The 25,108-nt window shown below is 63.2% G+C and carries 22 protein-coding genes; 9 read left to right on the top strand and 13 right to left on the bottom strand.

Annotation, left to right across the window (positions count from 1 at the left end; genetic code table 11):
- The first annotated feature begins 64 nt into the window (after positions 1–64).
- Positions 65–544: a glycine zipper domain-containing protein gene (locus CKW22_RS20790; protein ID WP_033703227.1), complete on the top strand. Its 480-nt coding sequence runs from the start codon at positions 65–67 to the stop codon at positions 542–544.
- Positions 545–599: 55 nt separating this feature from the next.
- On the opposite strand, the gene CKW22_RS20785 is transcribed toward CKW22_RS20790, so the two are convergent.
- From CKW22_RS20785 to hslO, 3 genes are all read right to left on the bottom strand, one after another.
- On the bottom strand, positions 600–1,040 hold the full coding sequence (locus CKW22_RS20785; RefSeq protein ID WP_033703228.1) for a thioesterase family protein: 441 nt from the start codon (positions 1,038–1,040) through the stop codon (positions 600–602).
- 178 nt (positions 1,041–1,218) lie between these two features.
- Entirely contained in the window at positions 1,219–2,760 is a 1,542-nt protein-coding gene (locus CKW22_RS20780; protein WP_033703229.1) for a phosphoenolpyruvate carboxykinase, read from the bottom strand.
- Positions 2,761–2,939: 179 nt separating this feature from the next.
- On the bottom strand, positions 2,940–3,839 hold the full coding sequence (gene hslO / locus CKW22_RS20775; protein WP_047582911.1) for an Hsp33 family molecular chaperone HslO: 900 nt from the start codon (positions 3,837–3,839) through the stop codon (positions 2,940–2,942).
- 119 nt (positions 3,840–3,958) lie between these two features.
- Between hslO and CKW22_RS20770 the strand changes: the two genes are divergently transcribed.
- Complete coding sequence (locus tag CKW22_RS20770; protein WP_095064973.1) at positions 3,959–4,753, top strand: phosphatase PAP2 family protein; 795 nt, start codon at positions 3,959–3,961, stop codon at positions 4,751–4,753.
- A 26-nt stretch (positions 4,754–4,779) separates the two neighbouring features.
- Here CKW22_RS20770 and CKW22_RS20765 read toward each other — a convergent pair whose 3' ends face one another.
- Positions 4,780–5,181: an RNA-binding S4 domain-containing protein gene (locus CKW22_RS20765; RefSeq protein WP_047582909.1), complete on the bottom strand. Its 402-nt coding sequence runs from the start codon at positions 5,179–5,181 to the stop codon at positions 4,780–4,782.
- A 109-nt stretch (positions 5,182–5,290) separates the two neighbouring features.
- Between CKW22_RS20765 and CKW22_RS20760 the strand changes: the two genes are divergently transcribed.
- Complete coding sequence (locus tag CKW22_RS20760; RefSeq protein ID WP_047582975.1) at positions 5,291–5,773, top strand: ATP-dependent zinc protease; 483 nt, start codon at positions 5,291–5,293, stop codon at positions 5,771–5,773.
- Positions 5,770–6,675 carry a 30S ribosomal protein S6--L-glutamate ligase gene (rimK, locus tag CKW22_RS20755; protein WP_012316721.1) on the top strand — a complete coding sequence of 302 codons (906 nt, stop codon included), beginning with the start codon at positions 5,770–5,772 and terminating at the stop codon, positions 6,673–6,675. Before CKW22_RS20760 ends, rimK begins: the two co-directional genes overlap by 4 nt.
- A 113-nt stretch (positions 6,676–6,788) precedes the next feature.
- Here rimK and CKW22_RS20750 read toward each other — a convergent pair whose 3' ends face one another.
- Both CKW22_RS20750 and ompR read right to left on the bottom strand, forming a co-directional pair.
- Positions 6,789–8,102 (bottom strand): ATP-binding protein, encoded by a 1,314-nt coding sequence (locus CKW22_RS20750; protein ID WP_033703234.1) that lies wholly within the window; start codon positions 8,100–8,102, stop codon positions 6,789–6,791.
- Between the two features lie 13 nt (positions 8,103–8,115).
- Complete coding sequence (gene ompR / locus CKW22_RS20745; protein ID WP_033703235.1) at positions 8,116–8,856, bottom strand: two-component system response regulator OmpR; 741 nt, start codon at positions 8,854–8,856, stop codon at positions 8,116–8,118.
- 227 nt (positions 8,857–9,083) lie between these two features.
- Here ompR and CKW22_RS20740 point away from each other — a divergent pair, with 227 nt between their 5' ends.
- From CKW22_RS20740 to CKW22_RS20720, 5 genes are all read left to right on the top strand, one after another.
- Entirely contained in the window at positions 9,084–11,408 is a 2,325-nt protein-coding gene (locus tag CKW22_RS20740; protein ID WP_033703236.1) for a Tex family protein, read from the top strand.
- Positions 11,408–11,791, top strand: a complete 384-nt coding sequence (locus CKW22_RS20735; protein ID WP_095064971.1) for a PaaI family thioesterase — start codon at positions 11,408–11,410, stop codon at positions 11,789–11,791. Before CKW22_RS20740 ends, CKW22_RS20735 begins: the two co-directional genes overlap by 1 nt.
- 153 nt (positions 11,792–11,944) lie before the next feature.
- Positions 11,945–13,522 (top strand): glutamate--cysteine ligase, encoded by a 1,578-nt coding sequence (gene gshA, locus CKW22_RS20730; RefSeq protein WP_077068775.1) that lies wholly within the window; start codon positions 11,945–11,947, stop codon positions 13,520–13,522.
- A complete protein-coding gene (locus CKW22_RS20725; RefSeq protein ID WP_095064969.1) occupies positions 13,522–14,157 on the top strand; it encodes a TetR/AcrR family transcriptional regulator in 636 nt (211 codons plus the stop codon). Before gshA ends, CKW22_RS20725 begins: the two co-directional genes overlap by 1 nt.
- Positions 14,158–14,243: 86 nt before the next feature.
- The gene (locus CKW22_RS20720) at positions 14,244–19,391 is read left to right on the top strand and encodes a dermonecrotic toxin domain-containing protein (protein ID WP_095064967.1); all 5,148 of its coding nucleotides are present in this window, start codon (positions 14,244–14,246) and stop codon (positions 19,389–19,391) included.
- Positions 19,392–19,469: 78 nt separating this feature from the next.
- Here the strand turns inward: CKW22_RS20720 and CKW22_RS20715 are convergent, their stop codons facing one another.
- The 7 genes from CKW22_RS20715 to CKW22_RS20685 all read right to left on the bottom strand — a co-directional run bounded on the left by CKW22_RS20715 (position 19,470) and on the right by CKW22_RS20685 (position 25,058).
- Entirely contained in the window at positions 19,470–19,685 is a 216-nt protein-coding gene (locus CKW22_RS20715) for a molybdopterin-binding protein (RefSeq protein WP_008095172.1), read from the bottom strand.
- A gap of 44 nt (positions 19,686–19,729) precedes the next feature.
- Complete coding sequence (ssuB, locus tag CKW22_RS20710) at positions 19,730–20,542, bottom strand: aliphatic sulfonates ABC transporter ATP-binding protein (protein ID WP_095064965.1); 813 nt, start codon at positions 20,540–20,542, stop codon at positions 19,730–19,732.
- Positions 20,539–21,336: an aliphatic sulfonate ABC transporter permease SsuC gene (gene ssuC / locus CKW22_RS20705; protein ID WP_033703241.1), complete on the bottom strand. Its 798-nt coding sequence runs from the start codon at positions 21,334–21,336 to the stop codon at positions 20,539–20,541. Before ssuC ends, ssuB begins: the two co-directional genes overlap by 4 nt.
- 10 nt (positions 21,337–21,346) lie before the next feature.
- Positions 21,347–22,495, bottom strand: coding sequence for an FMNH2-dependent alkanesulfonate monooxygenase (gene ssuD / locus CKW22_RS20700; RefSeq protein ID WP_033703242.1), 1,149 nt, complete (start codon positions 22,493–22,495; stop codon positions 21,347–21,349).
- Positions 22,496–22,555: 60 nt separating this feature from the next.
- Positions 22,556–23,521 (bottom strand): sulfonate ABC transporter substrate-binding protein, encoded by a 966-nt coding sequence (locus CKW22_RS20695; protein ID WP_033703243.1) that lies wholly within the window; start codon positions 23,519–23,521, stop codon positions 22,556–22,558.
- Positions 23,522–23,605: 84 nt separating this feature from the next.
- The gene (ssuE, locus tag CKW22_RS20690) at positions 23,606–24,199 is read right to left on the bottom strand and encodes an NADPH-dependent FMN reductase (RefSeq protein WP_033703244.1); all 594 of its coding nucleotides are present in this window, start codon (positions 24,197–24,199) and stop codon (positions 23,606–23,608) included.
- Positions 24,200–24,419: 220 nt separating this feature from the next.
- Positions 24,420–25,058, bottom strand: a complete 639-nt coding sequence (locus CKW22_RS20685) for a peroxiredoxin (protein WP_033703245.1) — start codon at positions 25,056–25,058, stop codon at positions 24,420–24,422.
- Positions 25,059–25,108 lie beyond the last annotated feature (50 nt).

The following is a 25,108-nucleotide window of genomic DNA, read 5'->3' as shown; positions in this document are numbered from 1 at the left end:
TTTCAATTGCCAGCCGCCCTCCAGAGCCTCAAATTCGCCTCGTCATCCTTATGAGGCTCTCTTGATGAAGAAGTACTCCTCGATTCTGTTGTTGTCTTTCAGCTTGCTCAGCGGCGTTGCCATGGCCGGCGGCAATACCGAGGCCGGCATTGGCGGCGCATTGGGTGGGGTACTCGGCTCCGTAGTGGGCAACTCCATCGGTGGTAGCACGGGCGGCGCTATTGGTGCCGGCCTGGGCGGCGCAGCCGGCGGCGCCCTGGGTGCCGACAAACGCCAGCGTGGCGAAGCCGCCATCGGTGGCGCGCTGGGCGCCGCAGGCGGCAACGTGGTTGGTCGCTCGGTGGGCGGCACCACCGGTAGCTATATTGGTGCGGCAGCCGGCGGCGGTGCCGGTGGCGCGCTGGGTAACTACATGGGCAACAAGGCCGACGACGACGAACGCCATGACGATCGCCGCTACCGCCGTAGCTACGACGACCGTCGTCACTATGACCGTGGCAACCATTACGGCCACCGCAAGCACAAGCGCCACTGGCGCCACTGATGCCTGAGGGCTTGGCCCTGGCAGCAAAAGCCCCGCCCCGCCCGGCGGGGCTTTTTTATGCCTGCGGGGCGAGCTGAAGGCCGCTGAGAATGGCCTGCAGTGCCTCAGGCAGCGGCACAGGCCGGCCGCTTGAGCGCTCGATGAACACCTGCACCACCGTCCCCGCCGCACACGCATCCCTTTCGCCAGGGCGATACAGCGCCAACCGGTATTCCACGGTACTGCCGGCCAACCGCGTCACCCCCAGGCCCACCTCAAGCACATCCGGAAAACCCGGCAGCGCGAAAAAGTCCGCAGCCGAACTGACCACGAACGCGGCCAGAGCACCTTCACGCAGGTCCAGCTCAGCTTGCTCGACGAGGAAGGCCTGGATGGCGGTTTCGAAAAAGCCATGCACGGTGGCACCGGCGATGTGGCCGTTCAGGTCGTTGTCCTGGGGGCGGGTGAGGATGGGATGGAAGTGGGCGAATGCACTGCGCTGTGGGGCTTCGGTCATCTGTCTGTCTCGCGAGGTCGCAATGGATGCTAACAGTGAAACAGAAAATCCAGACTGGAGGATGTCTTTACGTCCTTTTTGCGGGCAGCCCGCGAAAAGGCCATTAGTAATCGTGCAAAAGCATCAGGCACAAAAAAGCCGCCATCTCAGGCGGCTTTTCTTTACAGCTAACGACAGCTTACAGCTGTGGGCCAGCAGCCTTGATGGCGTCGGAAACTTCGAACTTCTTGAAGTTTTCGATGAACAGCTTGGCCAGGCCTTTGGCGGCCTCGTCGTAGGCAGCTTTGTCAGCCCAGTTGGTGCGCGGGTTGAGCAGCTCGGTATCAACGCCCGGAACGGTTTTTGGCACGTCCAGGTTGATGATGTCCAGGTGCTCGGTGTCGGCACCTACCAGCGCGCCGCTCTGGATCGCAGCGATCACCGCGCGGGTGGTCGGGATGCTGAAGCGCTTGCCAACGCCGTAGCCACCACCGGTCCAGCCGGTGTTGACCAGGTAGACCTTGGAGTTGAAGCCGTTGATGCGCTTGATCAGCAGCTCAGCGTACTCGCCAGCCGGGCGCGGGAAGAACGGCGCGCCGAAGCAGGTGGAGAAGGTCGACTTGATGCCGCCGCCCGAACCCATTTCGGTGGAACCGACCAGCGCGGTGTAACCGGACAGGAAGTGGTAGGCAGCCTGTTCGTTGTTCAGGATCGAAACCGGAGGCAGAACGCCGGTCAGGTCGCAGGTCAGGAAGATGACCGCGTTAGGCTCGCCGCCCAGGTTCGCTTCGGAACGCTTGGCAACGTGCTCCAGCGGGTAGGCCGCACGGCTGTTCTGGGTCAGGCTGACGTCGGTGTAGTCGGCGTGCTTGTTGGCGTCGAGCACGACGTTTTCCAGCACTGCACCATGCTTGATGGCTTTCCAGATGACCGGCTCGTTCTTCTCGGACAAGTCGATGCACTTGGCGTAGCAACCGCCTTCCATGTTGAAGACAACGCCTTCGCCCCAACCGTGCTCGTCGTCACCGATCAGGTAACGGCTTTCGTCGGCCGACAGGGTGGTCTTGCCAGTGCCGGACAGGCCGAAGAACAGGGTCACATCGCCTTCTTCGCCGATGTTGGCAGCGCAGTGCATTGGCAGCACGTCGGCAGCCGGCAGCAGGAAGTTCTGCACCGAGAACATGGCTTTCTTCATTTCACCGGCGTAACGCATGCCAGCGATCAGCACCTTCTTCTGGGCGAAGTTGATGATCACGCAGCCGTCGGAGTTGGTGCCGTCACGCTCAGGCTCGCAAACGAAGTTGGCAACGTTGAGGATCTGCCACTGGTCACGACCAGCCGGGTTGAACTGCTCAGGGTTGATGAACAGGCAACGGCCGAACAGGTTCTGCCAGGCAGTCTGGGTGGTCATCTTCACCGGCAGGTAGTGCTCGGCGGCCGCACCTACGTGAACGTAGGAAACGAAGTGATCCTGGGCGTTGTTGAACGCCTCGACGCGGTCCCACAGGGCATCGAACTTGTCGGCCGGGAACTTGCGGTTGATCGGGCCCCAGGAGATGGCAGCCTGGGTGGAAGGTTCTTCGACGATGAAACGGTCAGCCGGCGAACGGCCAGTGCGGTGACCGGTCTCGACCACCAGTGCGCCAGTATCGGCCAGCACGCCCTCACCGCGTTGCAGCGCTTCTTCTACCAGCTTATCGACGCTCAGGTCGGTGTACACGGTGTTGTTGGCTTGCGTCATGAGATACCCCATCCGGCCCGAGGCCGAGTGCTCCAAACGTTTTGTAGTTGTCTGTAAAAAACTACTACAGCGAAAAAAGTGGCCGGATTATGCCAGAAACGCCCAAAAAAAGTAGGCCCCTCCTGTCGTTACTGCGCTTTTGCGCAATTCGACAGCAGAATTCCCTGTAGTTAATCGTTTCAGTGCCGAGTTTCTGACGCCGTGTCTGTCCCGCCACCGGCAAACAGTTGCGCGACATCGCTTGCATCGAAGAAATAGCGCTCGTTGCAGAACTGGCAATCGATTTCCACCTTGCCACCGCACTCTTCGACCAACTGCTCGGCGTCGTGCTGGCCGAGGCTAACCAGCGCATTGCCGGAGCGCTCGCGCGAGCAACTGCAGTGGAAGCGCAGCGGCTCGATATCGAACAGGCGCACGGCGTCTTCATGGTAGAGGCGGTGCAGCAGGGTTTCGTTGTCCAGCACCCACTCTTCGGCTTTGAGCGTGCTGGCGAGGGCCGTTACATGCTGCCAGCTCTCGGCGCGCTCTTCTTCGTCGCGCTGGCGGTCTACCGGCAACTGTTGCAACAGCAGGCCGCGCGCCTTGCCGTCCTTGGCATCAAGCCAGAAACGGGTATTGAGCTGCTGCGACTGAACGAAGTAGTTGGTGAAGCATTCCGACAGGTTGGCGCCGTCCAGGTCGACGGTACCCTGGTAACGCTGGCCGTTGACCGGGTCGATGGTCAGGGTCAGGTGGCCGTCGGGCATCAGCTGGGCCAAGGTCGCCTCTGCGCCGATCTGGTCCGCCTCGTAACGGGCAACGCCGCGAATCTCGCGATCACCGGAGCATTCCACCATCAGCAGCGGGATCGGCCCCTGGGAACGTGCCTGCAGGATCAGCAGGCCATCGAACTTCAGCGCGCCCACCAGCAATGCGGTGGCAGCCATCAGCTCACCGAGCAGCGCGGCCACAGGTTGGGGGTACGGGTGACGCGCCAGCACTTCGGCATAGCTGCGGTCGAGCCCCACCCACTCACCGCGGATATCGCGGTCGTCGAAGATGAAGCGTTGGGTGAAATCGGTATCCGGCAATTCGCTCATAGGTTCTGGCTATCTAAAAATGATGACAAAATGGTTACACGGGATTTCGAAACACTTGCGAAGCCCGTGACAGAGCGCTCACAAGGCGCTCCGATTCCTGTTGGCAATAGAGGTATCTTATGGACAATCGACCACTGTTCCAAGCAAGGTGGTCCTTGGGACCCTTGGCAGCCTGCACGCTGCTGCCCATCGCTCTAATGTGTTTCTGGTTATGGCCTATTGGCCAGATCCTGTGCCTGACTTTCGACGAATGGCTGTTTCACAGCCTCAATGCGCCGCTGGCCGACAACACCGCCTGGCGCTACATCTGGACCCTTGGCAGCCTGCGCCCGTTCGACATCGTGGTCGGGTTGATCCTGCTGGCAGTGCTGATCCGTGGCAACTGGGTGTTCAAAGCCTGCCAGGTGCGTGAGGCCTTTTTCGGCTTTTTGGTCACCCTGGTTCTATTAGTGGTGATTCGCGCGCTGTTTTCCAAGTGGGTCGATGCCGCTGGATGGCAACACAAGAGCCCGTCGATGATCTTCGATGACGTCGTGCACCTCAGTGACTACTACCCGAACCTGGAGGCTGCCTGGGAACTCAAGGACCGCTCCAGCAAGAGCTTCCCGGGTGATCACGCCTCGGTGTTGCTGATCTGGGCGTTGTTCATGAGCCTGTTCAGCCGGCGCCTGGTGCACTACCTGGTGGTCTGGGGGCTGGCGGTGGTGTTCATGCTGCCGCGTTTGGTGGCAGGCGCCCATTGGGGCCAGGATGACTACATCGGCGGGTTGCTGATGGCGATACTGGCGTTGGGGTGGAGCTGCTATACACCGTTGGCGGCCAAGGGCAGTGCGGCATTGATGCGCTGGACGGCGCCGCTGTTCCGGTTGGCAGCCAAGCTGCCGTTGGTCGGGCGGTTGGCTGTGGTTCGCTGATGCTTGGGGCCGCAATGCGGCCCCGTTCACTCGAAGCTGCCGTGCAGCTGATGAATCTGCCGCCGCTGTTTCTTGTTAGGCCGGCCGTCGGTGGTCACACCCATCGCACCGGCCTTGCGCAGCTCGGCAGCCTGTTCACGGCGCCGCACGCTCTCTTCGGTTTCGGCGTACAGCGCCTGCGCCTCCGGCGCCCCACGGCGCACTACCGACAGCGCCTTTACCACGACCGTACGCTCGTCGAACCCGGTGCGCAGGACGAACTCATCGCCTACCCTCGGCTCCTTGCCTGGCTTGCAGCGCTCGCCCCGGCAATGCACCTTGCCACTCTCGATCGCCGCCTTGGCCAGCGCTCGGGTCTTGTAGAACCGCGCCGCCCACAGCCATTTGTCCAGGCGAACCTTGTCGTCTTCTTCCGCCTTGTGTGCCATCCCGTTACCTCGAATTCAGTCTTTCATCGAACTGTACTACCGTATCTTGCGGATGCAAAAAGTCCACGCCGTGCTTACAGTTCACCACCTTATCCCCTGGGTGCGCTTCGTGAAGACATTTGACCATTTGACTGTGATCGGCCTGCGCGAGTGGGTGGCCCTGCCCGACCTCGGGCTGGCCGGGCTGCGCGCCAAGATCGACACCGGGGCCAGCACCTCAAGCCTGCACGCCACCGAGGTGGAACCATTCGAGCGTGACGGCCAGCCGTGGGTCCGTTTTACCGCGCACCTGGGCTCGGTGGTTCAGTTGCGCCACCGCCGTTGCGAAGCCCCGCTGGTGACCATGAAGACTATCAAGAGCTCCAACGGCCATGCCCAGGCCCGTTATGTGATCCGCACTTCGCTGGCATTGGGCGATGCTGTATGGGAAGTGGAGTTCACCCTGGCTTGCCGCAAGGACATGCGCTACCGCCTGCTGCTCGGCTCCAAGGCACTTATTCACGGCCAACTGGTGGTCAACCCTGGCCTGAAGTACGTACAAGACAAACCGGCCTTTCCGGCCACCCTTTCCCCTGTCACAGGTGCTGCATGAAGATCGCTGTGCTGTCGCGCAATCCGCGTCTGTATTCCACCCGCCGCCTGGTCGAAGCCGGTACCCAGCGTGGCCACGAAATGGTGGTGATCGATACCCTGCGGGCCTACATGAACATCGCCAGCCACAAGCCGCAGATCCACTACCGGGGCAAGCCGCTGGAAGGCTTCGATGCGGTAATCCCGCGCATCGGTGCCTCGGTCACCTTTTACGGGTGCGCGGTATTGCGCCAGTTCGAAATGATGGGCGTGTACCCGCTCAACGAGTCGGTGGCCATCGCCCGCTCGCGCGACAAGCTGCGCTCGCTGCAGTTGCTGTCGCGGCGCGGCATCGGCCTGCCGATCACCGGCTTCGCCCACTCGCCCGACGACATCCCGGACTTGATCCAGATGGTCAATGGCGCCCCCCTGGTGATCAAGGTGCTCGAAGGCACCCAGGGCATCGGCGTGGTGCTATGCGAGACTACCCAGGCGGCCGAGTCGGTGATCGAAGCCTTCATGGGCCTGAAGCAGAACATCATGGTGCAGGAATACATCAAGGAGGCCGGCGGTGCCGACATTCGCTGCTTCGTGGTGGGCGACAAGGTGATTGCCTCGATGAAGCGTCAGGCCAAGCCAGGGGAGTTTCGCTCCAACCTGCACCGGGGTGGGGTCGCCAGCCTGATCAAGATCACGCCAGAAGAGCGCATCACCGCTATTCGTGCGGCCAAGGTGATGGGTTTGAGCGTGGCGGGGGTAGACATTCTGCGCTCCAACCACGGGCCGTTGGTGATGGAGGTGAACTCATCGCCGGGGCTGGAGGGGATCGAGGTGACCACCGGCAAGAACGTGGCCGGGATGATCATCGAACACCTGGAGAAGAACGGCGGGCCGAATCAGACCCGGACCAAGGGTAAGGGCTGAGATTCGGGGCTGCTTTGCAGCCCATCGCGACACAAGGCCGCTCCTACAGGGGATCGCGTAACCCTTGTAGGAGCGGCCTTGTGTCGCGATGGGCCGCAAAGCGGCCCCGGCAATCACACGGCATTACGCGGCAGCAAAAGCCCCAACGGCAACCTCACCCGCGCCTCGATCCCGCCACCGGACCGATTGCGCAGCTCGACATTGCCGCCATGCTGGGCCGCGATCCGCTTGACGATCGCCAGGCCCAACCCGGTGCCCTTGCCACCCCGGGCGCGGTCCCCACGAATGAACGGGTTGAAGATGGTCTCCAGCTCCGACTCGTCGATCCCCGTGCCCCGGTCCAGCACGCTGAGCACCACGTAAGGCGCGCTCTCGTCACCCGAAACATAGGCGGCCACTTCGACCCCTTTGCCGGCATGGTGCAAGGCGTTGCCGATCAGGTTGCCCAGCATGCGCTTGAGCGAAACCCGGCGCAGCGGGAACGGCGGTATCGGCTCAAGGCACAGGCGTACCCGCTCGTGCGGCTGGTTGTACGGCGCCACCACTTCGCGCACCAGGTCGGCCAGGTCGACCTCCTCCACCGGCTCGTCACGGCCATCGCGGATGAACGCCAGGAACTGGTCGAGAATCGCGTCCATGTCCTCGATGTCGCGAACCATGTCATCGCTCAAGTCGTTGTCGCTGTCCAACAGCGAAAGCGACAGGCGCAGCCGCGTCAGCGGTGTACGCAGGTCGTGGGAAACCCCTGCCAGCATCAACTCACGCTCACGCCCTGCCTGCTCGACATCCTCGGCCATCTGGTTGAACGCGCGGTACACCTCGGTCATTTCGCTGGGAGTGTCGCTGATCGGCAAGCGCACGCTACGCCCCTGGCCCAGTTGCCGGGCGGCGAACACCAAGCGCTTGAGCGGCTGGTTCAGCTGGCGTACGAAAATCCAGGCCGACGCGGTGGACAGCAGGCCGATGGCCAGGAACCAGCCGAGCACGTTCCAGATCTTCTGCCCACGCAGCGGATGCGGGTACAACGGCACCTTGAGCCAGCCAGGGCCGAGGCTCGGCGCATTGACCCACAACGCCGGTGGCGCGTGGATGCGCAGACGTACCTCGGTGTCTTCGCCCAGCTCGGCCTGCATCTGCCGCTGGTAAATCTCGCTGTAAGGCCAGTGTTGCTCGCCTTCGGGTACCCCAGAGCCGGTCACCCGGATCAGCCCTGCGGCTTCGGCGATCTTGTCGCGGTTCTCTTCATCGGCAGCCCAATAGGCGCGCAAGGTCAGTGCCACACCATGGCTGTACTGACGGTCGACCAGCACATCCTCGTTCATCAGCAGATAAACGAGGGTCAGCGCCTTGGAAAACAGGACGACGATCAGCACCAGCCACAGCGTGCGGGCGAAGAAGCTTTGCGGAAACCACAGCGGTGTTTTCATCGACGGCAAGGCATCATTTGCCGGCGTTTCCGTCTGGTACGAAGACGTAGCCCACGCCCCAGACCGTCTGGATATAACGTGGCTTGGACGGGTCCGGCTCGATCATGCGGCGCAGGCGCGAGATCTGTACGTCGATGGAGCGCTCCAGGGCGTCCCATTCACGGCCACGGGCCAGGTTCATCAGCTTGTCGCGGGTCAGCGGTTCACGCGCATGCATGACCAGCGCCTTGAGCACGGCGAACTCACCGGTGGTGAGCATGTGCACTTCGTCGCCGCGTTTGAGCTCGCGGGTAGCCAGGGACAGCTCGTAATCACCGAAGGTGACCGATTCGTCCTCGCTGCCCGGGGCGCCGGGCACACTCGGCGCCTGGCGGCGCAGCACGGCCTTGACCCGGGCCATCAGCTCGTCGGGGTTGAACGGCTTACCCAGGTAATCGTCGGCGCCCAGCTCCAGCCCCTTGATGCGGCTGAGCTCGTCGCCCTTGGCGGTGAGCATGATGATCGGGATCTGGTTGTTCGACTGGCGCAGGCGCCTGCACGCGGTCAGGCCGTCCTCGCCAGGCAGCATCAGGTCGAGCACGACCAGGTTGAAGACCTCACGCGACAGCAGGCGGTCCATCTGCTCGGTATTGGGCACCGCGCGGGCACGGTAGCCCTTGCTGGTGAAGAAACGTTCCAGCAGGCTGCTCAGCCCGGGATCGTCGTCGACGATGAGAATCTTGTCACCTTCAGCGGTGTTTGCAGTGCCGGTCATGAATAACTCCTCTGGTATCGCCGCGCATTATGGCGTAGCCATTGCAACGCGTGCCGTGAGCATTGTTAGCAGATTTTTCCCCCAGCGCCAGTTCCGGGCCTCTCGGGCTGGCTTGGCGCCATCACCGCAAGCCGATCACGATGGGTATAATGCGCGGCTTTCATCCAGCGCCGTCAGGCTCCGAGCCCGCGCGCGGCCCCCGTATTCACAATTGTCAGGTGGTTTACATGGACAGCATCAACAGCCGTATCGCCGAGGAACTGGGCGTACGCCCACAACAGGTCGAAGCGGCCGTGGGCCTGTTGGACGAAGGCTCGACCGTGCCCTTCATCGCCCGTTACCGCAAGGAAGTGACCGGCAGCCTGGACGATACCCAGCTGCGCCACCTGGAAGAGCGCCTGCGCTACCTGCGCGAACTCGACGAGCGCCGCGCCAGCATCCTGTCCAGCATCGAGGAACAGGGCAAACTGACCCCGGAGCTGGCCCGCGAGATCAAGTTGGCCGACACCAAGACCCGCCTCGAAGACCTCTACCTGCCGTACAAGCAAAAGCGCCGCACCAAGGGCCAGATCGCCCTGGAAGCCGGCCTTGGCGAGCTGGCCGACGGCCTGTTCAACGACCCGCAGCTGGCCCCGGAAACCGAAGCGGCACGCTTCGTCGACGCCGAAAAAGGCGTGGCCGATGTCAAGGCGGCCCTGGAGGGCGCCAAATACATCCTCATGGAGCGCTTCGCCGAAGACGCCGCCCTGCTCGACAAGCTGCGCAACTTCCTCAAGCAGGAGGCGGTGCTCAGCGCCCGCGTGGTGGCCGGCAAGGAAGAAGAAGGCGCCAAGTTCCGCGACTACTTCGCCCATGACGAACTGCTGCGCAGCGCCCCGTCGCACCGTGCCCTGGCGATTTTCCGCGGGCGCAACGAAGGCATCCTCAGTGCCTCGTTGAAGGTCGGCGAAGAACTGCCCGGCACCCTGCACCCGTGCGAAGTCATGATCGGCGGCCACTTCGGCCTGGAAAACCGCAGCCGCCCGGCCGACAAGTGGCTGGCCGAGGTGGTGCGCTGGACCTGGAAGGTCAAGCTGTACACCCACCTGGAAACCGACCTGTTCGGTGAGCTGCGCGACAACGCCGAGGGTGAGGCGATCAACGTCTTCGCCCACAACCTGCACGACCTGTTGCTGGCCGCCCCGGCCGGGCCGCGCGCCACCCTGGGCCTGGACCCGGGCCTGCGCACCGGCTGCAAGATCGCCGTGGTCGATGCCACCGGCAAGCTGCTGGACACCGCCACCGTCTACCCGCACGCACCGCGAAACGACTGGGACCGCACCCTCTCCGTGCTGGCCGCCCTGTGCGCCAAGCACTCGGTGGAGCTGGTGGCAATCGGCAACGGCACCGCCAGCCGCGAGAGCGACAAGCTGGTGGCCGAACTGGTCAAGAAATACCCGGCCCTGAAGGTCACCAAGGTCATGGTCTCCGAGGCTGGCGCTTCGGTGTACTCGGCCTCGGAACTGGCCGCCCGCGAATTCCCGGACCTGGACGTGTCGATCCGCGGCGCTGTTTCCATCGCCCGCCGCCTGCAGGACCCGTTGGCCGAACTGGTGAAGATCGACCCGAAATCCATCGGCGTCGGCCAGTACCAGCATGACGTGTCCCAGCTCAAGTTGGCCCGCGGCCTGGACGCGGTGGTCGAGGACTGCGTGAACGCCGTGGGGGTGGACGTCAATACCGCCTCGGTGGCGCTGCTGACCCGTATCTCGGGCCTCAACGCAACCTTGGCGCAGAACATCGTGGCGCACCGAGACGCCAACGGCCCGTTCGCCACCCGCGCAGCGCTGAAAAAGGTCAGCCGCCTGGGTGAAAAAACCTTCGAACAGGCCGCCGGCTTCCTTCGTGTAATGAACGGTGACAACCCGCTCGACGCCTCTGCCGTGCACCCGGAAGCCTACCCGCTGGTGCAGCGCATCGCCGCCGGCACCGACCGCGATATCCGCTCGCTGATCGGCGACAGCAGCTTCCTCAAGCGCCTCGACCCGAAGAAGTTCACCGACGAGACCTTCGGCCTGCCGACCGTCACCGACATTCTCCAGGAGCTGGACAAGCCCGGCCGCGACCCACGCCCTGAGTTCAAGACCGCGACCTTCCAGGACGGCGTCGAAGACCTCAAGGACCTGGAGCCCGGCATGATCCTCGAAGGCGTGGTCACCAACGTCACCAACTTCGGCGCCTTCGTCGACATTGGCGTGCATCAGGACGGCCTGGTGCACATCTCGGCGCTGTCGGAAAAGTTCGTCAAGGACCCGCGTGAAGCGGTCAAGGCCGGCGACGTGGTCAAGGTCAAGGTCATGGAAGTGGACATCCCGCGCAAGCGTGTCGGCCTGTCCATGCGCATGGGCGATACCCCGGGCGAGAAGGTCGAAGGCAACCGGGGTGGCGGCCGTGGCAACGGTGGCAATCGCCAGCAGCAGGCGCCACGCCCGCGTGAAACCACCACCGCAGCCCCGGCCAACAATGCCATGGCCTCGTTGTTCGCCAACGCCAAGCAACTGAAGAAGAAGTGATGGACGTCCCGCGCGAATACGTCGAAAGCGCCTTCAGCCAGTTGCTCGGCTGCCGCCTGCAACGCCTGGACACCGGCGTTGCCGAAGTGGCCCTGGCGCTTGCGCCGCAATTGCGCAACAGGGGGCAGAAACTGCACGGTGGGGCGATCTTCAGCCTGGTGGACATCGCCATGGGCCTGGCCTGCTCGGCCAGCCATGGCTTCGACCAGCAAAGCGTCACCATCGAATGCAAGATCAACTACATGCGCGCCGTCAGCGACGGCGAGGTCCTGTGCAGCGCCCGCGTATTGCACGCCGGGCGGCGCACACTGGTGGTCGACGCCGACGTAGTCCAAGGCGACAAGCTGGTGGCCAAAGCGCAAGGAACCTTCGCGGTTCTCTAGCTCACCAAGCACTATCTGCGGTATTTTCAGCAGTGCGCTGGCACTGCTGGAACCGCGTAAACCAGGCGACAACGCCAGTTCCTTTCTCCCTACCCTTGTAGACCGTTATCTCCACCCCCATATTGGGGCGACTGACGCGTGAAGGAATCCATCTTGAGCGACCTCCTCAACCGCCGCCTGAGCCTGCTCGGCGCCAATCTTCCCCTGCTCAAGCAGTGCCTGCACGGTATTGAGCGAGAATGCCTGCGCGTGACCGATGAAGGTCGCCTGGCCCAGACCCCGCACCCGGAAGCGTTGGGTTCGGCGCTGACCAATGAGCAGATCACTACCGATTATTCCGAGTCGTTGCTGGAGTTCATCACCCCGGCCCTCGCAGACCCGGCCCAGGTGTTGGAGAACCTCGAAGAGATCCACCGCTTCGTCTACACCAAGCTGGGTGACGAATACCTGTGGAGCCCGTCGATGCCCTGTGCGTTGCCGGCCGAGGAAGACATCCCGATCGCCGAATACGGCAGCTCCAACATCGGCAAGCTCAAGCACGTGTACCGCAAAGGCCTGGCCCTGCGCTACGGCCGCACCATGCAGTGCATCGCGGGTATCCATTACAACTTCTCGTTGCCAGAGGCGCTGTGGCCCTTGCTGCGCGCAAGTGAAGGCAGCGAAGAAGACGCGCGCGACTATCAGTCGTCGGCCTACATCGCGCTGATCCGCAACTTCCGCCGCTACAGCTGGCTGCTGATGTACCTGTTCGGCGCCTCGCCGACACTGGACAAAGGCTTCCTGCGTGGCCGCCCGCACCAACTCGAAGAGCTGGACGCCGACACCCTGTTCCTGCCCTACGCCACCAGCCTGCGCATGAGTGACCTGGGTTACCAGAGCAACGCCCAGGCCGGCCTCACACCCTGCTACAACAACCTGGCCAGCTACACCGACAGCCTGCGCAAGGCGGTGGGCACGCCCTACCCGCCCTACGTCGAGGTCGGTACCCACGTGGATGGCGAGTGGGTGCAACTGAACACCAACATCCTGCAGATCGAGAACGAGTACTACTCGAACATCCGCCCCAAGCGCGTCACCTACACCGGCGAGCGGCCGATCCAGGCCCTGACCTCTCGTGGCGTGCAGTACGTCGAAGTGCGCTGCCTGGACATCAACCCGTTCCTGCCCGTCGGCATCGACCTGCCCGAGGCGCGTTTCCTCGATGCATTCCTGCTGTTCTGCGCGCTTGAAGAAAGCCCGCAACTGGACAACGGCGAGTGCGGCCAGTGCACCAGCAACTTCCTGACCGTGGTCAAGGAAGGTCGCCGTCCTGGCCTGCAACTGCAGCGCGATGGCCAACCGATCGGTCTGCAGGCGTGGGCCGGCGAACTGATCACGCGCATTCGCGCGCTGGCCGACCTGCTCGACCAGGCACACGGCAGTGACGAGCACGCCAAGGCACTGGATGCCCAACAGGCCAAGGTCGACGACGCTTCGCTGACCCCATCGGCCCAAGTACTGGCGCGCATGACCGAACACGACGAGAGCTTTATCCAGTTCTCGCTGCGCCAGAGCCGTGTCCATGCCGAGAGCTTGCGCGAACAACCGTTGAGCAGCGCACGCCAGCAGGCCTTCGAAACGCTCGCCCGCGAGTCCCTGGCCAAGCAGAGCGAGCTTGAACAGACCGAAGTCGGCGACTTCGACCTGTTCGTCGGTGCCTACCAGGCCAGCATCCTGGCGATCAGCAACTGATGAGCCGCACCGCCTCCCTTCGCAAGCCGCGCGCCAGCAGCCAGGCCAGGATCGAAGCGATCCTGGCGGCGGCTCGCGAGCTTCTGGCAGAGCAAGGGGTCGCGGGGCTGTCGATCTACAGCGTTGCCGAACGGGCACAAATCCCGCCTTCGTCGGTGTATCACTTCTTCGCCAGCGTGCCCGCCTTGCTCGAGGCGTTGACCGCCGATGTGCATCGGGCCTTTCGCGAAGCCCTCAGCGCCCCCATCGACAGCGCTGCGTTCAATACCTGGCACCAACTGTCACGGCTGATCGAGCAGCGCATGCTCGACATCTACAACGAAGACGCCGCAGCGCGCCAACTGATCCTTGCCCAGCATGGCCTGAGCGAAGTGGTGCAGGCTGACCGCCAGCATGACATGGAGCTGGGCGAGCTGATGCACAGGCTGTTCGACCAGCACTTCCAGCTGCCGACAATGCCGACCGATGTGGATGTGTTTGCCTTGGCCATGGAATTGAGCGACCGGGTGTATGCCCGCTCCATGCAGCTGCATGAACAGATCACCCCGCGTATGGCCGAGGAAGGCATGCGGGTATTCGAAGCGTATCTGGGGCTCTACCTGCCGCCGTTCCTGGGAAAACGCCACACACACTGAACGAGCAACATGTAACGCAGTTCGCCTCCGATCGAACGTTGAAATGGGCGCTCCTCTCCAGCACTCAGCCAACGTGGATCACGACCATGCCTCAATCTTTCGACTTGTCAGCCGACACCACGCCCATCGGCCTGGACGACTTCGCCAGCCCCCTGCCCCTGCCCACCACCCCCTGGATTATCGCCGGACGCGGTAATGCCCTCGGCAAGGCCGACCTGCGACGACGCCAGGCGGTCAAGGCACTGAATAGCGTGTTCAACCAGGCGCAGTTGCAGCCTTCGCCTGGGCACACCAGCTACTGGGACGCACGTATGCCCGGGCAGTCGATAGCACGCAGGGCCTTTGCCGAGCAGCAGTTGCACGCGCATTTCCAGAGCGCGCTGGAGCTCAACTACGGGCTTGACCGAATCGCAACGAAGGCCTGGAAGCTGGGCCAGCTGGACAGCAACAGCCGGTATGCGCAACTGCACTGGCATCAGCCAGGCATCCCCGTAGGGGCCTGCCCCACTGCGCTACTGATCACGCCCCCTGGCGATGACGAGCCCTGGCTGCTGTACCGGCCCGACGGCCACAACCCGGTACGCGCCTTCCACAGCGAAGCGGCCCTGCTGCAGTGGGCCCACGAGCATCGGGACCGCCTGTGGCGCACCCCGCCCACCGCGCTGGCCAGCGACAGCGACAGCACGTTCATCGCCGTCATCGCGCTCCCGGGTGATGGCTTCGCCGGCCTGCTGAACAGCCTGCTGACCGGCCAGGGCCTGCAACTGCAGGTCGAGCTGCCCGACGCATTGAGCGAGGAGCTGGCTCGGCTGGTCAGTGCCGATGAAGCGTTGGCGGAGGACGAGGTGCATTTCGATTCACTCGACGAACGCTTGCCGCTCGGCTGGCGCAAGCAGCGCATCGACCGCCAGGAACAGCTGCTGGCCGCCTACCTGGGGAGCGATACCGGGCCAGGCTCTGCACGCCTGGCGGAGCTGCAGGCCCAGCAAGCGAAGCTCGATGCCCAGGACGCCATACTGCAACAAGTGCTGGCTGCGCTTCCCGAGTCGCCCACGCCGGAAAGCTGGGGGCAAATGTACGGCGAAAACAGCAGGTTCGAACATCTCAGCCAGCACTTTGCAAAGGCCTTGCTGCTGGAGGCCGAGTTCCAACAACACTTGGGGGACCTGAGCGAATCGCGCCTGCAATGGGTTCGCCAACTGGTGGAGCGGCCAAACCCCAGCCTGCAACGGCAGGTCGTGCCCAGCGCTCTGAAACTGGTGGTGGGCCCTCGCAGTTGGGCCCTGACGGGCTTCATCACCCTCCGGGCGATACCCCAGGACGCCACGGGTGAAGCAGACAGCGCCTTGCTGCTCTACAAACCCGGGCACGACGGTGGCCTGGCCTGTTACCCGGACCAGGCCCAGCTGGCCGAACGACTGCTGAACACGTTGCAGGGCGCCTGGCCAGAAGTGCTGCTGGAAAGCGTCTGGCCGCAGGACATCGATGCGCTCCTTGAGCTGATCGACAGCGGCGAGCACACTCCAGCCCTGATCAGCGAACCCATCACCACCCACGCTTTCGATTACCTGGCCTCGACCCACCTGGCCCTGCTGACCCAGGCCGCCCCCTCCTCGCGCCTGCAACTGCGCTGGAAACTGGGCGCCAGCAACAACGCCGCCAGGATCCAGGCGTTCGAACGGCTGGCCGAGCGTAACCGCACTGCCAACCTGCACACCCGCCTGCATTCACTGAGCCACCTTGATGCGCCCCAGCGCGAGACACTGGCGGCGCAGTTCGACGCATTGCGCGTCAGCATGCTGGCTGCCAGCGGTTTACTGGCGAGGGACCTGCCTGAGCGCGGGGCGTTTTCACGCAACCTGATGAACGGGCACCTGCGCCAGTCACTCGGCCTGACGACGCTGCCCCAAGTCACCCTGGACATCGCCGACCGCACAGGCAAGCAGCGTATTCCGCTGCCGGAGTCCGGCTTCGCCAATGCCTACAAAGAGGTCACGACGTTCAGTGCCGAACGTAGCCACGTGCCCCTTGAGCAATTTCTGCTGTGGGCATTGGACGACGACCTGACCTTGCGCCTGGCCAACGCCAACATCGTAATCGAAGACACGACGGCGACGCCTGACCTGCAACAAAAGCTCAACCACAGCTACATTGCCAACTTGGTGCAGACACTGGATGTGGCTGGCGCCTACGAGCAGCAGATACGCGATACCTTCAAGGGCAACGCGGAGCAATCCGACTGGCAGGCACAATGGCGCCAGGAAACGCTCCGCAGGCCCTTCGAGCACCAGTTGAAGATCCTGCTGTTGAGCCGGCCCGATACCCTGGATGCATACGGCATGGAGGTATTCGAGCGGTTCTGCCGCGAACAGCAGGGCACCACGCTTACCCGCACCATCGATCACCACGCACTCGACCTGCGGCCTGGCGTAGCTGCGGACGGTAGCAGCGACCGCGTGACGCTTTCCGGCATCTTCCTGCTCAAACCAGCGAGCGGGCCGTGCCTGCTGTTGCTACCCGACGCCCCCAACGGCAAGGTCATCAGCCAGTACGAAAACAGCGAGCAGGCATGCCAGGCGCTGGAGGACATGGCCATCGACGAGGCCATGCGCACCTACCTCGCCAGCCGCCCGCTGGAAGGCGACACACGCACGCACCTGTCCTATATCAACCAGGCGCTGCTCAAGCGGTTCACCGGTTTCATCGGCGTGGGTAATGCCCGTTCAGAGCCGATCGCCCAGGTGCGAGCCAACCTGCAGATGGGCCGGCTGATCCTCGAACACCGCGCCTCGTCGCGCAGCCAGGTCGACCTGTACCTGGAAAGCGAGGCGATGCGCCACGGGCGGGTATACGACTACCTCAAACTGGCGCTGGGCTTCGTGCCCGGCGTAGGTACCGCGATTGCCCTCTACGATGGCTGGAGCGCCGCCAATGCCAGCGTCGAGGCATTTCTGCGGGGTGACCCTGGCGAGGGGGTCGAGCACCTGAACAGCGTGTTCCTGTCGTTGGTCGATGCGCTCTTCGATGTGGTGCCTGCCGCCTCTGTGTCGCGCTCGTCCACTGCACTTGCACGCACCCGCACCCACTTGCGCCAGCGCCTCGAAGGGTTGCGGCCCACCACCGTGACCCGCCGGGGGCGCACCGACCCCTTCAGCGGTTATGAAACCGAAGCGCCCTCGGGCCACTGGCGCGACCACCCCGAGGTTCACGGCAAGGGTGTCAACCGGCATGCCGAGACCGGCAACGACTTCATCGTCAGCCAGGGGCTGCACTATCAGGTCGAGTGGGACGCGACCTATCGCACCTGGCGCCTCAAGGGCAGCGCAGCACGCAGCTACAAGCAGCCTGTGAAGCTCGACGAGCTGGGCTCCTGGCAGCCCCACGGCAGCCTGAGTGGGCGTATCGTCGACGGTGGGCTGGCAGGCGGTGGCGCCTACCTCGGCAGGCTGTACCAGCAGGGCTGGCAGCACCTGCGCGGCTACCTTGGCCGGCAGCCCGCGTTGCTATCGCCTAGGCAGGTGGTGCAAGACATCGAAAATGGCCGCGTTGCACACCAAGCCCGTCTCACCGAAAAAGTCTCGGCCTGGAACACCGCACGCGGAGTTGGCCCCAATGGCCCTCAAGGCACACCGGCGCCGTTGCCCGCCATCAGGCAGGCGCTACAGGAGTCCATCGAGCAATTGGAAGCCTTCGTGACATTTCATGAGCAAAGCCTGGAGCGACTGCACAGAATCAAGCCACAGCTGGGTCGCCACTACCAAGGCATGCACAACCAAATGGCCTATAACCTGGGCAGGCAGCACCCCAGCTTGATCGTACAACTCAATCTGCGGATGCAGGATGAATACACCCGGATCAAACAGCTCGAACAAGCCAGCGACAACTCCTTTGAGCTCCTGCGGCAGATGAGGGGTGCTCAGGAGCGCTTCTGCCACACACTCGGCAAGCTGGAAGACGAATTCCATCGAGTGGCAAGGGTCACCCAAAAACTGCGCGGCAATGAGCTCACCGTTTACCAACAAACACTCGATAGACTGCAGATGCCGATGCACCCTCATGAGTACCGAACCGTAAGACTGGCCATCGAACTGAGCCACATCGTCCCGCTGCCAAGCCGGGCAAGCTATGACTACCTGTTGATGCAACGTCAGGTGAGGCAGGAAATCACCGACCTGAGGAGCCTGTTGTTCAGCCATCAAGATCTGGCGACTGCGGGCCTGAGCCGCACCCAGGAGCACCGTTTCCTGCGCCAGCTCAAAGACCGCTATCAGCGCTTTGGCAACTACATGACCAGTTGGCAGGACGACTTCCCTGATTACATCACACCGCAAAGCACCCAGCGAATGCGCCATTCGCTGGCCCAACTGATCGCCGAAGTCGAGGCAGGCATCGACGCCTCAGCCCCCATCACGCGAAAGCCAAACCGTCATCGCGGGCCGAGCAGGCCCCGTCTGTTCGAAACCGTGGACCAACAGTTGTTGATAGGCAGTGAGATCACCATCGACGGCCAGCCGCAGATGCAGGTCAGCAACAGACTGAACCAGGAAACACACATCACCTTCACCCGTACCGCCGATAACTTGTGGCAACCCAGAAGTGTGCAGCCTGCCGCGGCCGCAGCCGACCTGATGGTACTGGTGGCCGCCGCGCGCAAACGATTGGGCAATGTCGCCGCGCAGCAAGCCAAGCTACAGCAGTACAAGGCCCTGAACATGGCCCCTGCCAGCCTGCAAGACCTGGCCATTGGTTATGCCACGACGCTGGAGGATCTGGCGCGGGACATCGCCCGCCGGAGAGGGAGCGCGCTGACCGAGGCTCAGCGCCAGCTTACAGGCAGTGTCGAACAGGCTGCAGGCGAACTGCGCAGGGTGGGTCGGCAATTGCGCATCGACCAGACCAAAGCCACACAGCGCCCTGAGCCTGGTCATCTGGATTACCTGCAAAGCCAAGGTGAGGTGCGGATCGGTTGGTCACGCGTGCTGGAGCCGGCCAAGAACAGGCAGGGCCAACCTATCGAGTATCTGGAGGAGTACCGCATCGACGATGCGGCCACTAGCAGCCCTCTGTGGTATGCGCACTTCCACTTCAAGCGCAGGCCAGCACAAGGCTTTGCACGGCTCGAGGCCGGTCACATCAAGCTTGCCCACGAACGCAATCTGGGCGCGGGCGCCTGGCGCGGCGCCCTCACGGAAAGCCAGGCCAACAAACTGTTTGGCGGATTGCGACCCGCTTAGGGCTGAAGGGTACGGGCCGCCTGGCGGCCCATTCGCGGATCAAGCCCGCGACTGGGTCGCACAGCGCCGCCACTGCCATTACAGCTTGGCGATGGACACTTCGGTGGATTTGACGAACGCGATCACTTCACTGCCCACCTGCAGCTCCAACTCTTTGACCGAGCGGGTGGTGATCACCGAAGTGACGATGCCGGAGGCAGTCTGTACGTCGATTTCCGACAGTACCGGGCCTTCGAGGATTTCTTTCACGGTGCCTTTGAACTGGTTGCGGACGTTGATGGCTTTGATAGTCATGGCTTGATTCCTTCTCTTTGGCTTCAGTGAGGTAAGTGGGTCATTCAGTGCGCCCAACGCAGTTGCGTGGGTAAAGGGGCTACAGGGTCCGGCTCGGGCGCAGTGCCCGGTACCGACAGAACACGGTTGAGCACTTCGCTTTCCAGCACCGCCAGGCGGTGCGAACCCCGCGCTCTTGGCCGGGCCAGGTCAACAGTGAGGTCGAGCCCGACCTCGCCGTCTTCGATCAAAATCACCCGGTCAGCCACGGCAACCGCTTCGCTGACATCGTGGGTAACCAGCAACACGGTAAAACCGTGCTGACGCCAGAGGCGTTCGATCAGTTGCTGCATCTCGATACGGGTCAGCGCATCCAGGGCACCCAGCGGCTCATCGAGCAGCAACAGGCGAGGCTGGTGGATCAGTGCCCGGGCCAGCGCTACACGCTGCTTCTGGCCGCCGGAAAGTGCCGCCGGCCATTCATTGGCGCGGTCAGCCAGGCCAACCGCCTCCAATGCGTCCAGCGCACGCGGGCGCCAGTTGCCAGACAGGCCCAGGCCGACGTTGTCGATCACCTTCTTCCACGGCAGCAACCGAGCGTCCTGGAACATCAGCCGCGTTTCCTCGCGGGCTTCGGCCAACGGCGCGGCGCCGGCCAGCAGCTCACCGGCGCTTGGCTGGTCGAGCCCGGCCAGCAAGCGCAGCAAGGTGCTCTTGCCGCAACCGCTGCGGCCGACGATGGCGACGAACTGGCCGGCCGGGATGTGCAGGTCGATGCCTTTGAGCACTTCACGCTGGCCAAAGGTCTTGCGCAGGCCGTTGGATGCCAGGGGGATGCCACGCAGCAGGCGTGGCGGCTGTTCCTTGAGCACGGTCATGCGCCCTCCTTCCTGGCAACTTGATAAGCCGGGTGCCAGCGCAGCCAGACACGCTCCAGGCCGCGGGCGGCGAGGTCGGCCAACTTGCCAAGCACGGCGTACAGAACGATGGCCAAAACCACCACGTCGGTCTGCAGGAACTCACGGGCGTTCATCGCCAGGTAACCGATGCCGGCATTGGCCGAAATGGTTTCTGCCACGATCAGGGTCAGCCACATGAAGCCCAGGGCAAAGCGCACGCCGACCAGAATCGAGGGCAGCGCACCGGGCAAGATCACCTGGCGGAACAGGCCGAAACCGGACAGGCCATAGCTGCGCGCCATCTCCACCAGCGCCGGGTCAACGTTGCGGATACCGTGGTAGGTGTTGAGGTAGATCGGGAACAGCGTGCCCAGGGCGACCAGGAAGATCTTTGCCGACTCGTCGATACCGAACCACAGGATCACCAGTGGGATCAGCGCCAGGTGCGGCACGTTGCGGATCATCTGCACCGAGCTGTCGAGCAGGCGTTCGCCCCAGTTCGACAGGCCAGTGATAAAGCCCAGCACCAGGCCGATGCTGCCGCCAATGACGAAACCAAGCCCGGCACGCCAGCCACTGATAGCCAGGTGGGTCCAGATCTCGCCGCTGCGCACCAGCTCGACACCCGCGCTGACCACCGCGCTGGGTGCCGGCAGGATGCGGGTCGACAGCCAGCCCGCGCTGACCGCCAACTGCCAGGCTGCCAGCAGCAGTACCGGCAGGGCCCACGGCGCCAGGCGCTGAGCCAGCGTGGAAGAAGTTGCACGACTCATGGTCCGGCCCTCAGCTCTGCGACACGGACTTGGGCAGGATGTCGTTGGCCACCATCTCGCCGAACGGGCTCACGTAACCACCGGCTTTCGGTTGCTCCGGGCGCTGAACGTCGAGATGCGGGAACAACAGCTCGGCCACGCGGTAGGACTCTTCCAGGTGTGGGTAACCCGAGAAGATGAACGTATCGATGCCCAGCTCGGCGTATTCCTTGACCCGGGCCGCCACGGTCGGGCCATCACCGACCAACGCAGTACCGGCACCACCACGCACCAGGCCGACACCCGCCCACAGGTTGGGGCTGACTTCCAGGTTGTCGCGATTGCCGCCATGCAGGGCAGCCATGCGCTGCTGGCCAACCGAGTCGAAGCGCGCCAGCGAGGCCTGGGCACGGGCGATGGTGTCATCGTCCAGGTGCGAAATCAGGCGGTCGGCTGCGGCCCAGGCTTCTTCGTTGGTTTCACGCACGATCACGTGCAAGCGGATGCCAAAGCGTACTTCACGGCCTTGGCCGGCAGCCTTTTCGCGCACCTGGGCGATTTTTTCGGCCACGGCGGCAGGTGGCTCGCCCCAGGTCAGGTACAGCTCGACCTGCTCGGCAGCCAGGTCCTGGGCCGCTTCGGACGAACCGCCGAAATACAGCGGCGGGCGTGGTTGCTGAATTGGCGGGTACAGCAGCTTGGCACCCTTTACCTGAATGTGCTTGCCGTCGTAATCGACGCTTTCGCCTTCCAGCACCTTGCGCCAGATGCGAGTGAACTCGACCGAGGCTTCGTAGCGTTCTTCATGGCTCAGGTGCAGGCCGTCACCGGCCAGTTCGTCCGGGTCGCCCCCGGTCACCAGGTTGAACAGTGCACGGCCATTGGACAAGCGGTCCAGGGTCGCGGCCTGGCGCGCCGCCACGGTCGGCGAAATGATGCCGGGGCGCAGGGCAACCAGGAATTTCAGATGCTGGGTCACTGGAATCAGCGACGCCGCCACCAGCCAGGAATCCTCGCAAGAACGCCCGGTAGGGATCAGCACCCCACCAAAACCAAGGCGGTCGGCAGCTTGGGCAATCTGCTGCAGGTAGCCATGGTCGACTGCGCGCGCGCCGTCGGACGTGCCCAGGTACTTGCCGTCACCATGGGTCGGGAGGAACCAGAAAATGTTAAGGCTCATTGGAGTTGTCTCCTCAAGGGTGGCTCAAGCCGGAGCGGCGCCCCGGCGCAGGCAAATCAATCAAGGCGCACTGGCGACCTTGGCCGGGGGTGTCCAGATCACGTCCTTGATGCTCAGCGGCTTGGGAATAAGCTTGAGTGCCTGGAATGTGTCGGCGATCTTCTGTTGTGCGGCCACCACCTCAGGGGTGAGCGGCGCGGCGCCGTAGCCTTGGCGCTTGACCGAGGTCAGGGTGATGTCGGCAGGCAGCCCCAGCAGCGGTGCGACCTGGTCGGTGACTTCCTGCGGGTTGGCCTGGGACCACTCGCCCACAGCGCGCACTTGCTCGATCAAGGTGCTGATCACAGCCGGGTGCTGAGTGGCGTAGTCACGGGTGGCGAGGTAGAACTGATGGTTGTCGACCAGGCCCTTGCCGTCACGCAGGGTGCGTGCCTGCAGCTGCTGCTCGGCGGCAGCCTGGTAAGGGTCCCAGATCACCCAGGCATCGACGCTGCCGCGCTCGAACGCAGCACGGGCATCGGCTGGAGGCAGGTAGACCGGTTGGATGTCGCTGTACTTGAGGCCGGCGTCTTCCAGCGCACGCACCAGCAGGTAGTGAACGTTCGAGCCCTTGTTAAGCGCGACCTTCTTGCCTTTGAGTTCTTTCACCGACTGGATCGGCGAACCCTTGGCTACCAGGATCGCTTCGCTGTGCGGCGCAGGCGGCTCGTAGGCGACATAGAGCAGGTCGGCACCGGCGGCCTGGGCGAACACGGGCGGTGTTTCGCCGGTGACGCCGAAGTCGATGGAGCCGACGTTCAGCCCTTCGAGCAGCTGCGGGCCACCGGGGAATTCGGTCCATTGCACTTGCACGCCCTGTTCGGCCAGGCGCTTCTCCAGCGTGCCCTTGGCCTTGAGCAGCACCAGGGTGCCGTATTTCTGGTAACCGATGCGCAGGCTCTCCGCCTGGGCTTGGGTGATGGCGCCGAAGGACACAGCCGCCGCAAACAGGGCGACCAGACCACGACGCAAGAAGACTGTGCGCATGGCGCTCTCCTGTGCGAATAGGGTTCGGGTTGCACCTGCTTGCCTCGTTGACGGGCGAGTAAGGTGGTACAGCAGTAAGGCGGGTCAGATGCTCCAGCGGGCGCTGATCAGCCGTTCATTCAATACACCGGGCGCTACCGGCCGCGGCCGACGGGCCAGGGCAACATGGAACGTTTCCAGCGAGTCATGCAGACGTTCTTGCAGGGCGCTCGCCAGTTGGGCTGGCTTGCTGCCTTCTGCGTAGACGACCTGGCTGTCGTCGGCGAAGATCCCTTGCAGGGTCTCTTGCGCCTTGAGTGCCGACAGCACCGGTTTCAACGCGTAATCCACCGCCAGCATGTGGGCGATGCTGCCGCCGGTGGCAATTGGCAGCACGATCTTGTGCTCCAGGGCGCGTTCGGGCAGCAGGTCGAGCAACGTCTTCAGCGCACCGGCAAACGAGGCCTTGTACACCGGGGTGGCGACGATCAGGCCGTCGGCTTGAGCCACCAGTTGCTGAAAGTGCTGCACCTGCGGGCTGTCGAAGCGTGCATGCAGCAGGTCTTCGGCGGGGAAGTCACGGACCTGGAACGTCACCACTTCAACGCCGCGGTCCTGCAGCCACTGGCGCGAGCGCTCGAGCAGCACGCCAGAGCGTGAACGGGTACCAGGGCTACCACCGATTGAGACGACCAGCATTGCAGCGCTTCCTTGTGTTCTGTTGGAGTGACATTAACAGCCTGTTTATATATCTAGAAATCATATTTTTTCATTTGTTTATTCCTTATTGTTATTTAGATGGTTTGCGGTTTTGAGGCTGCTCTGCGGCCCCAAGCTGCACAAATCCCAGGCAAAAAAAAGGGCCGTCGAAACGGCCCGAAAAACCCTGCATGGCTAAGAGCAATACAACGAGGATCCTTTAACGATTAGGCTGCGGCGTCAGGCGCAGGTAGGGCTTCACCGCTCGATACCCTTTGGGGAAGCGCTGCTTGATCTCTTCCTCGTCTTTGAGCGAAGGCACGATCACCACCTCATCACCGTCCTGCCAGTTACCTGGCGTGGCGACCTTGTAGTTGTCGGTCAGCTGCAGCGAATCGATCACCCGCAAGATTTCGTTGAAGTTGCGCCCGGTACTGGCCGGGTAGGTAATGGTCAGGCGCACCTTCTTGTTCGGGTCGATGACGAACAGCGAGCGCACGGTCAGGGTGTCGTTCGCATTCGGGTGGATCAAATCGTACAGGTCGGAAACCTTGCGGTCGGCGTCGGCGATGATCGGGAAGTTGACCACGGTGTTCTGGGTCTCGTTGATGTCATCGATCCACTTGTGGTGCGAGTCGACCGGGTCCACCGACAGCGCGATGGCCTTGACCCCACGCTTGGCGAAGTCGTCCTTGAGCTTGGCGGTCAGGCCCAGTTCGGTGGTGCACACCGGGGTGAAGTCGGCCGGGTGAGAGAACAGCACACCCCAACTGTTGCCGAGCCACTCATGAAAACGGATCTTGCCTTCACTGGAATCCTGTTCGAAATCGGGGGCGATATCGCCGAGTTTGAGGCTCATGGGGTGCGGCTCCTGTGCTGTGTTCTGGCCTTGTGACGTTCAATGTGCCT

This window comes from Pseudomonas sp. Irchel s3f19, from assembly GCF_900187555.1.
GTDB classification, from domain to species: Bacteria; Pseudomonadota; Gammaproteobacteria; order Pseudomonadales; family Pseudomonadaceae; genus Aquipseudomonas; species Aquipseudomonas capeferrum.
The sequence above is the reverse complement of the archived record's forward strand: the minus strand, read 5'-3'. Positions and strand labels throughout refer to the sequence as shown.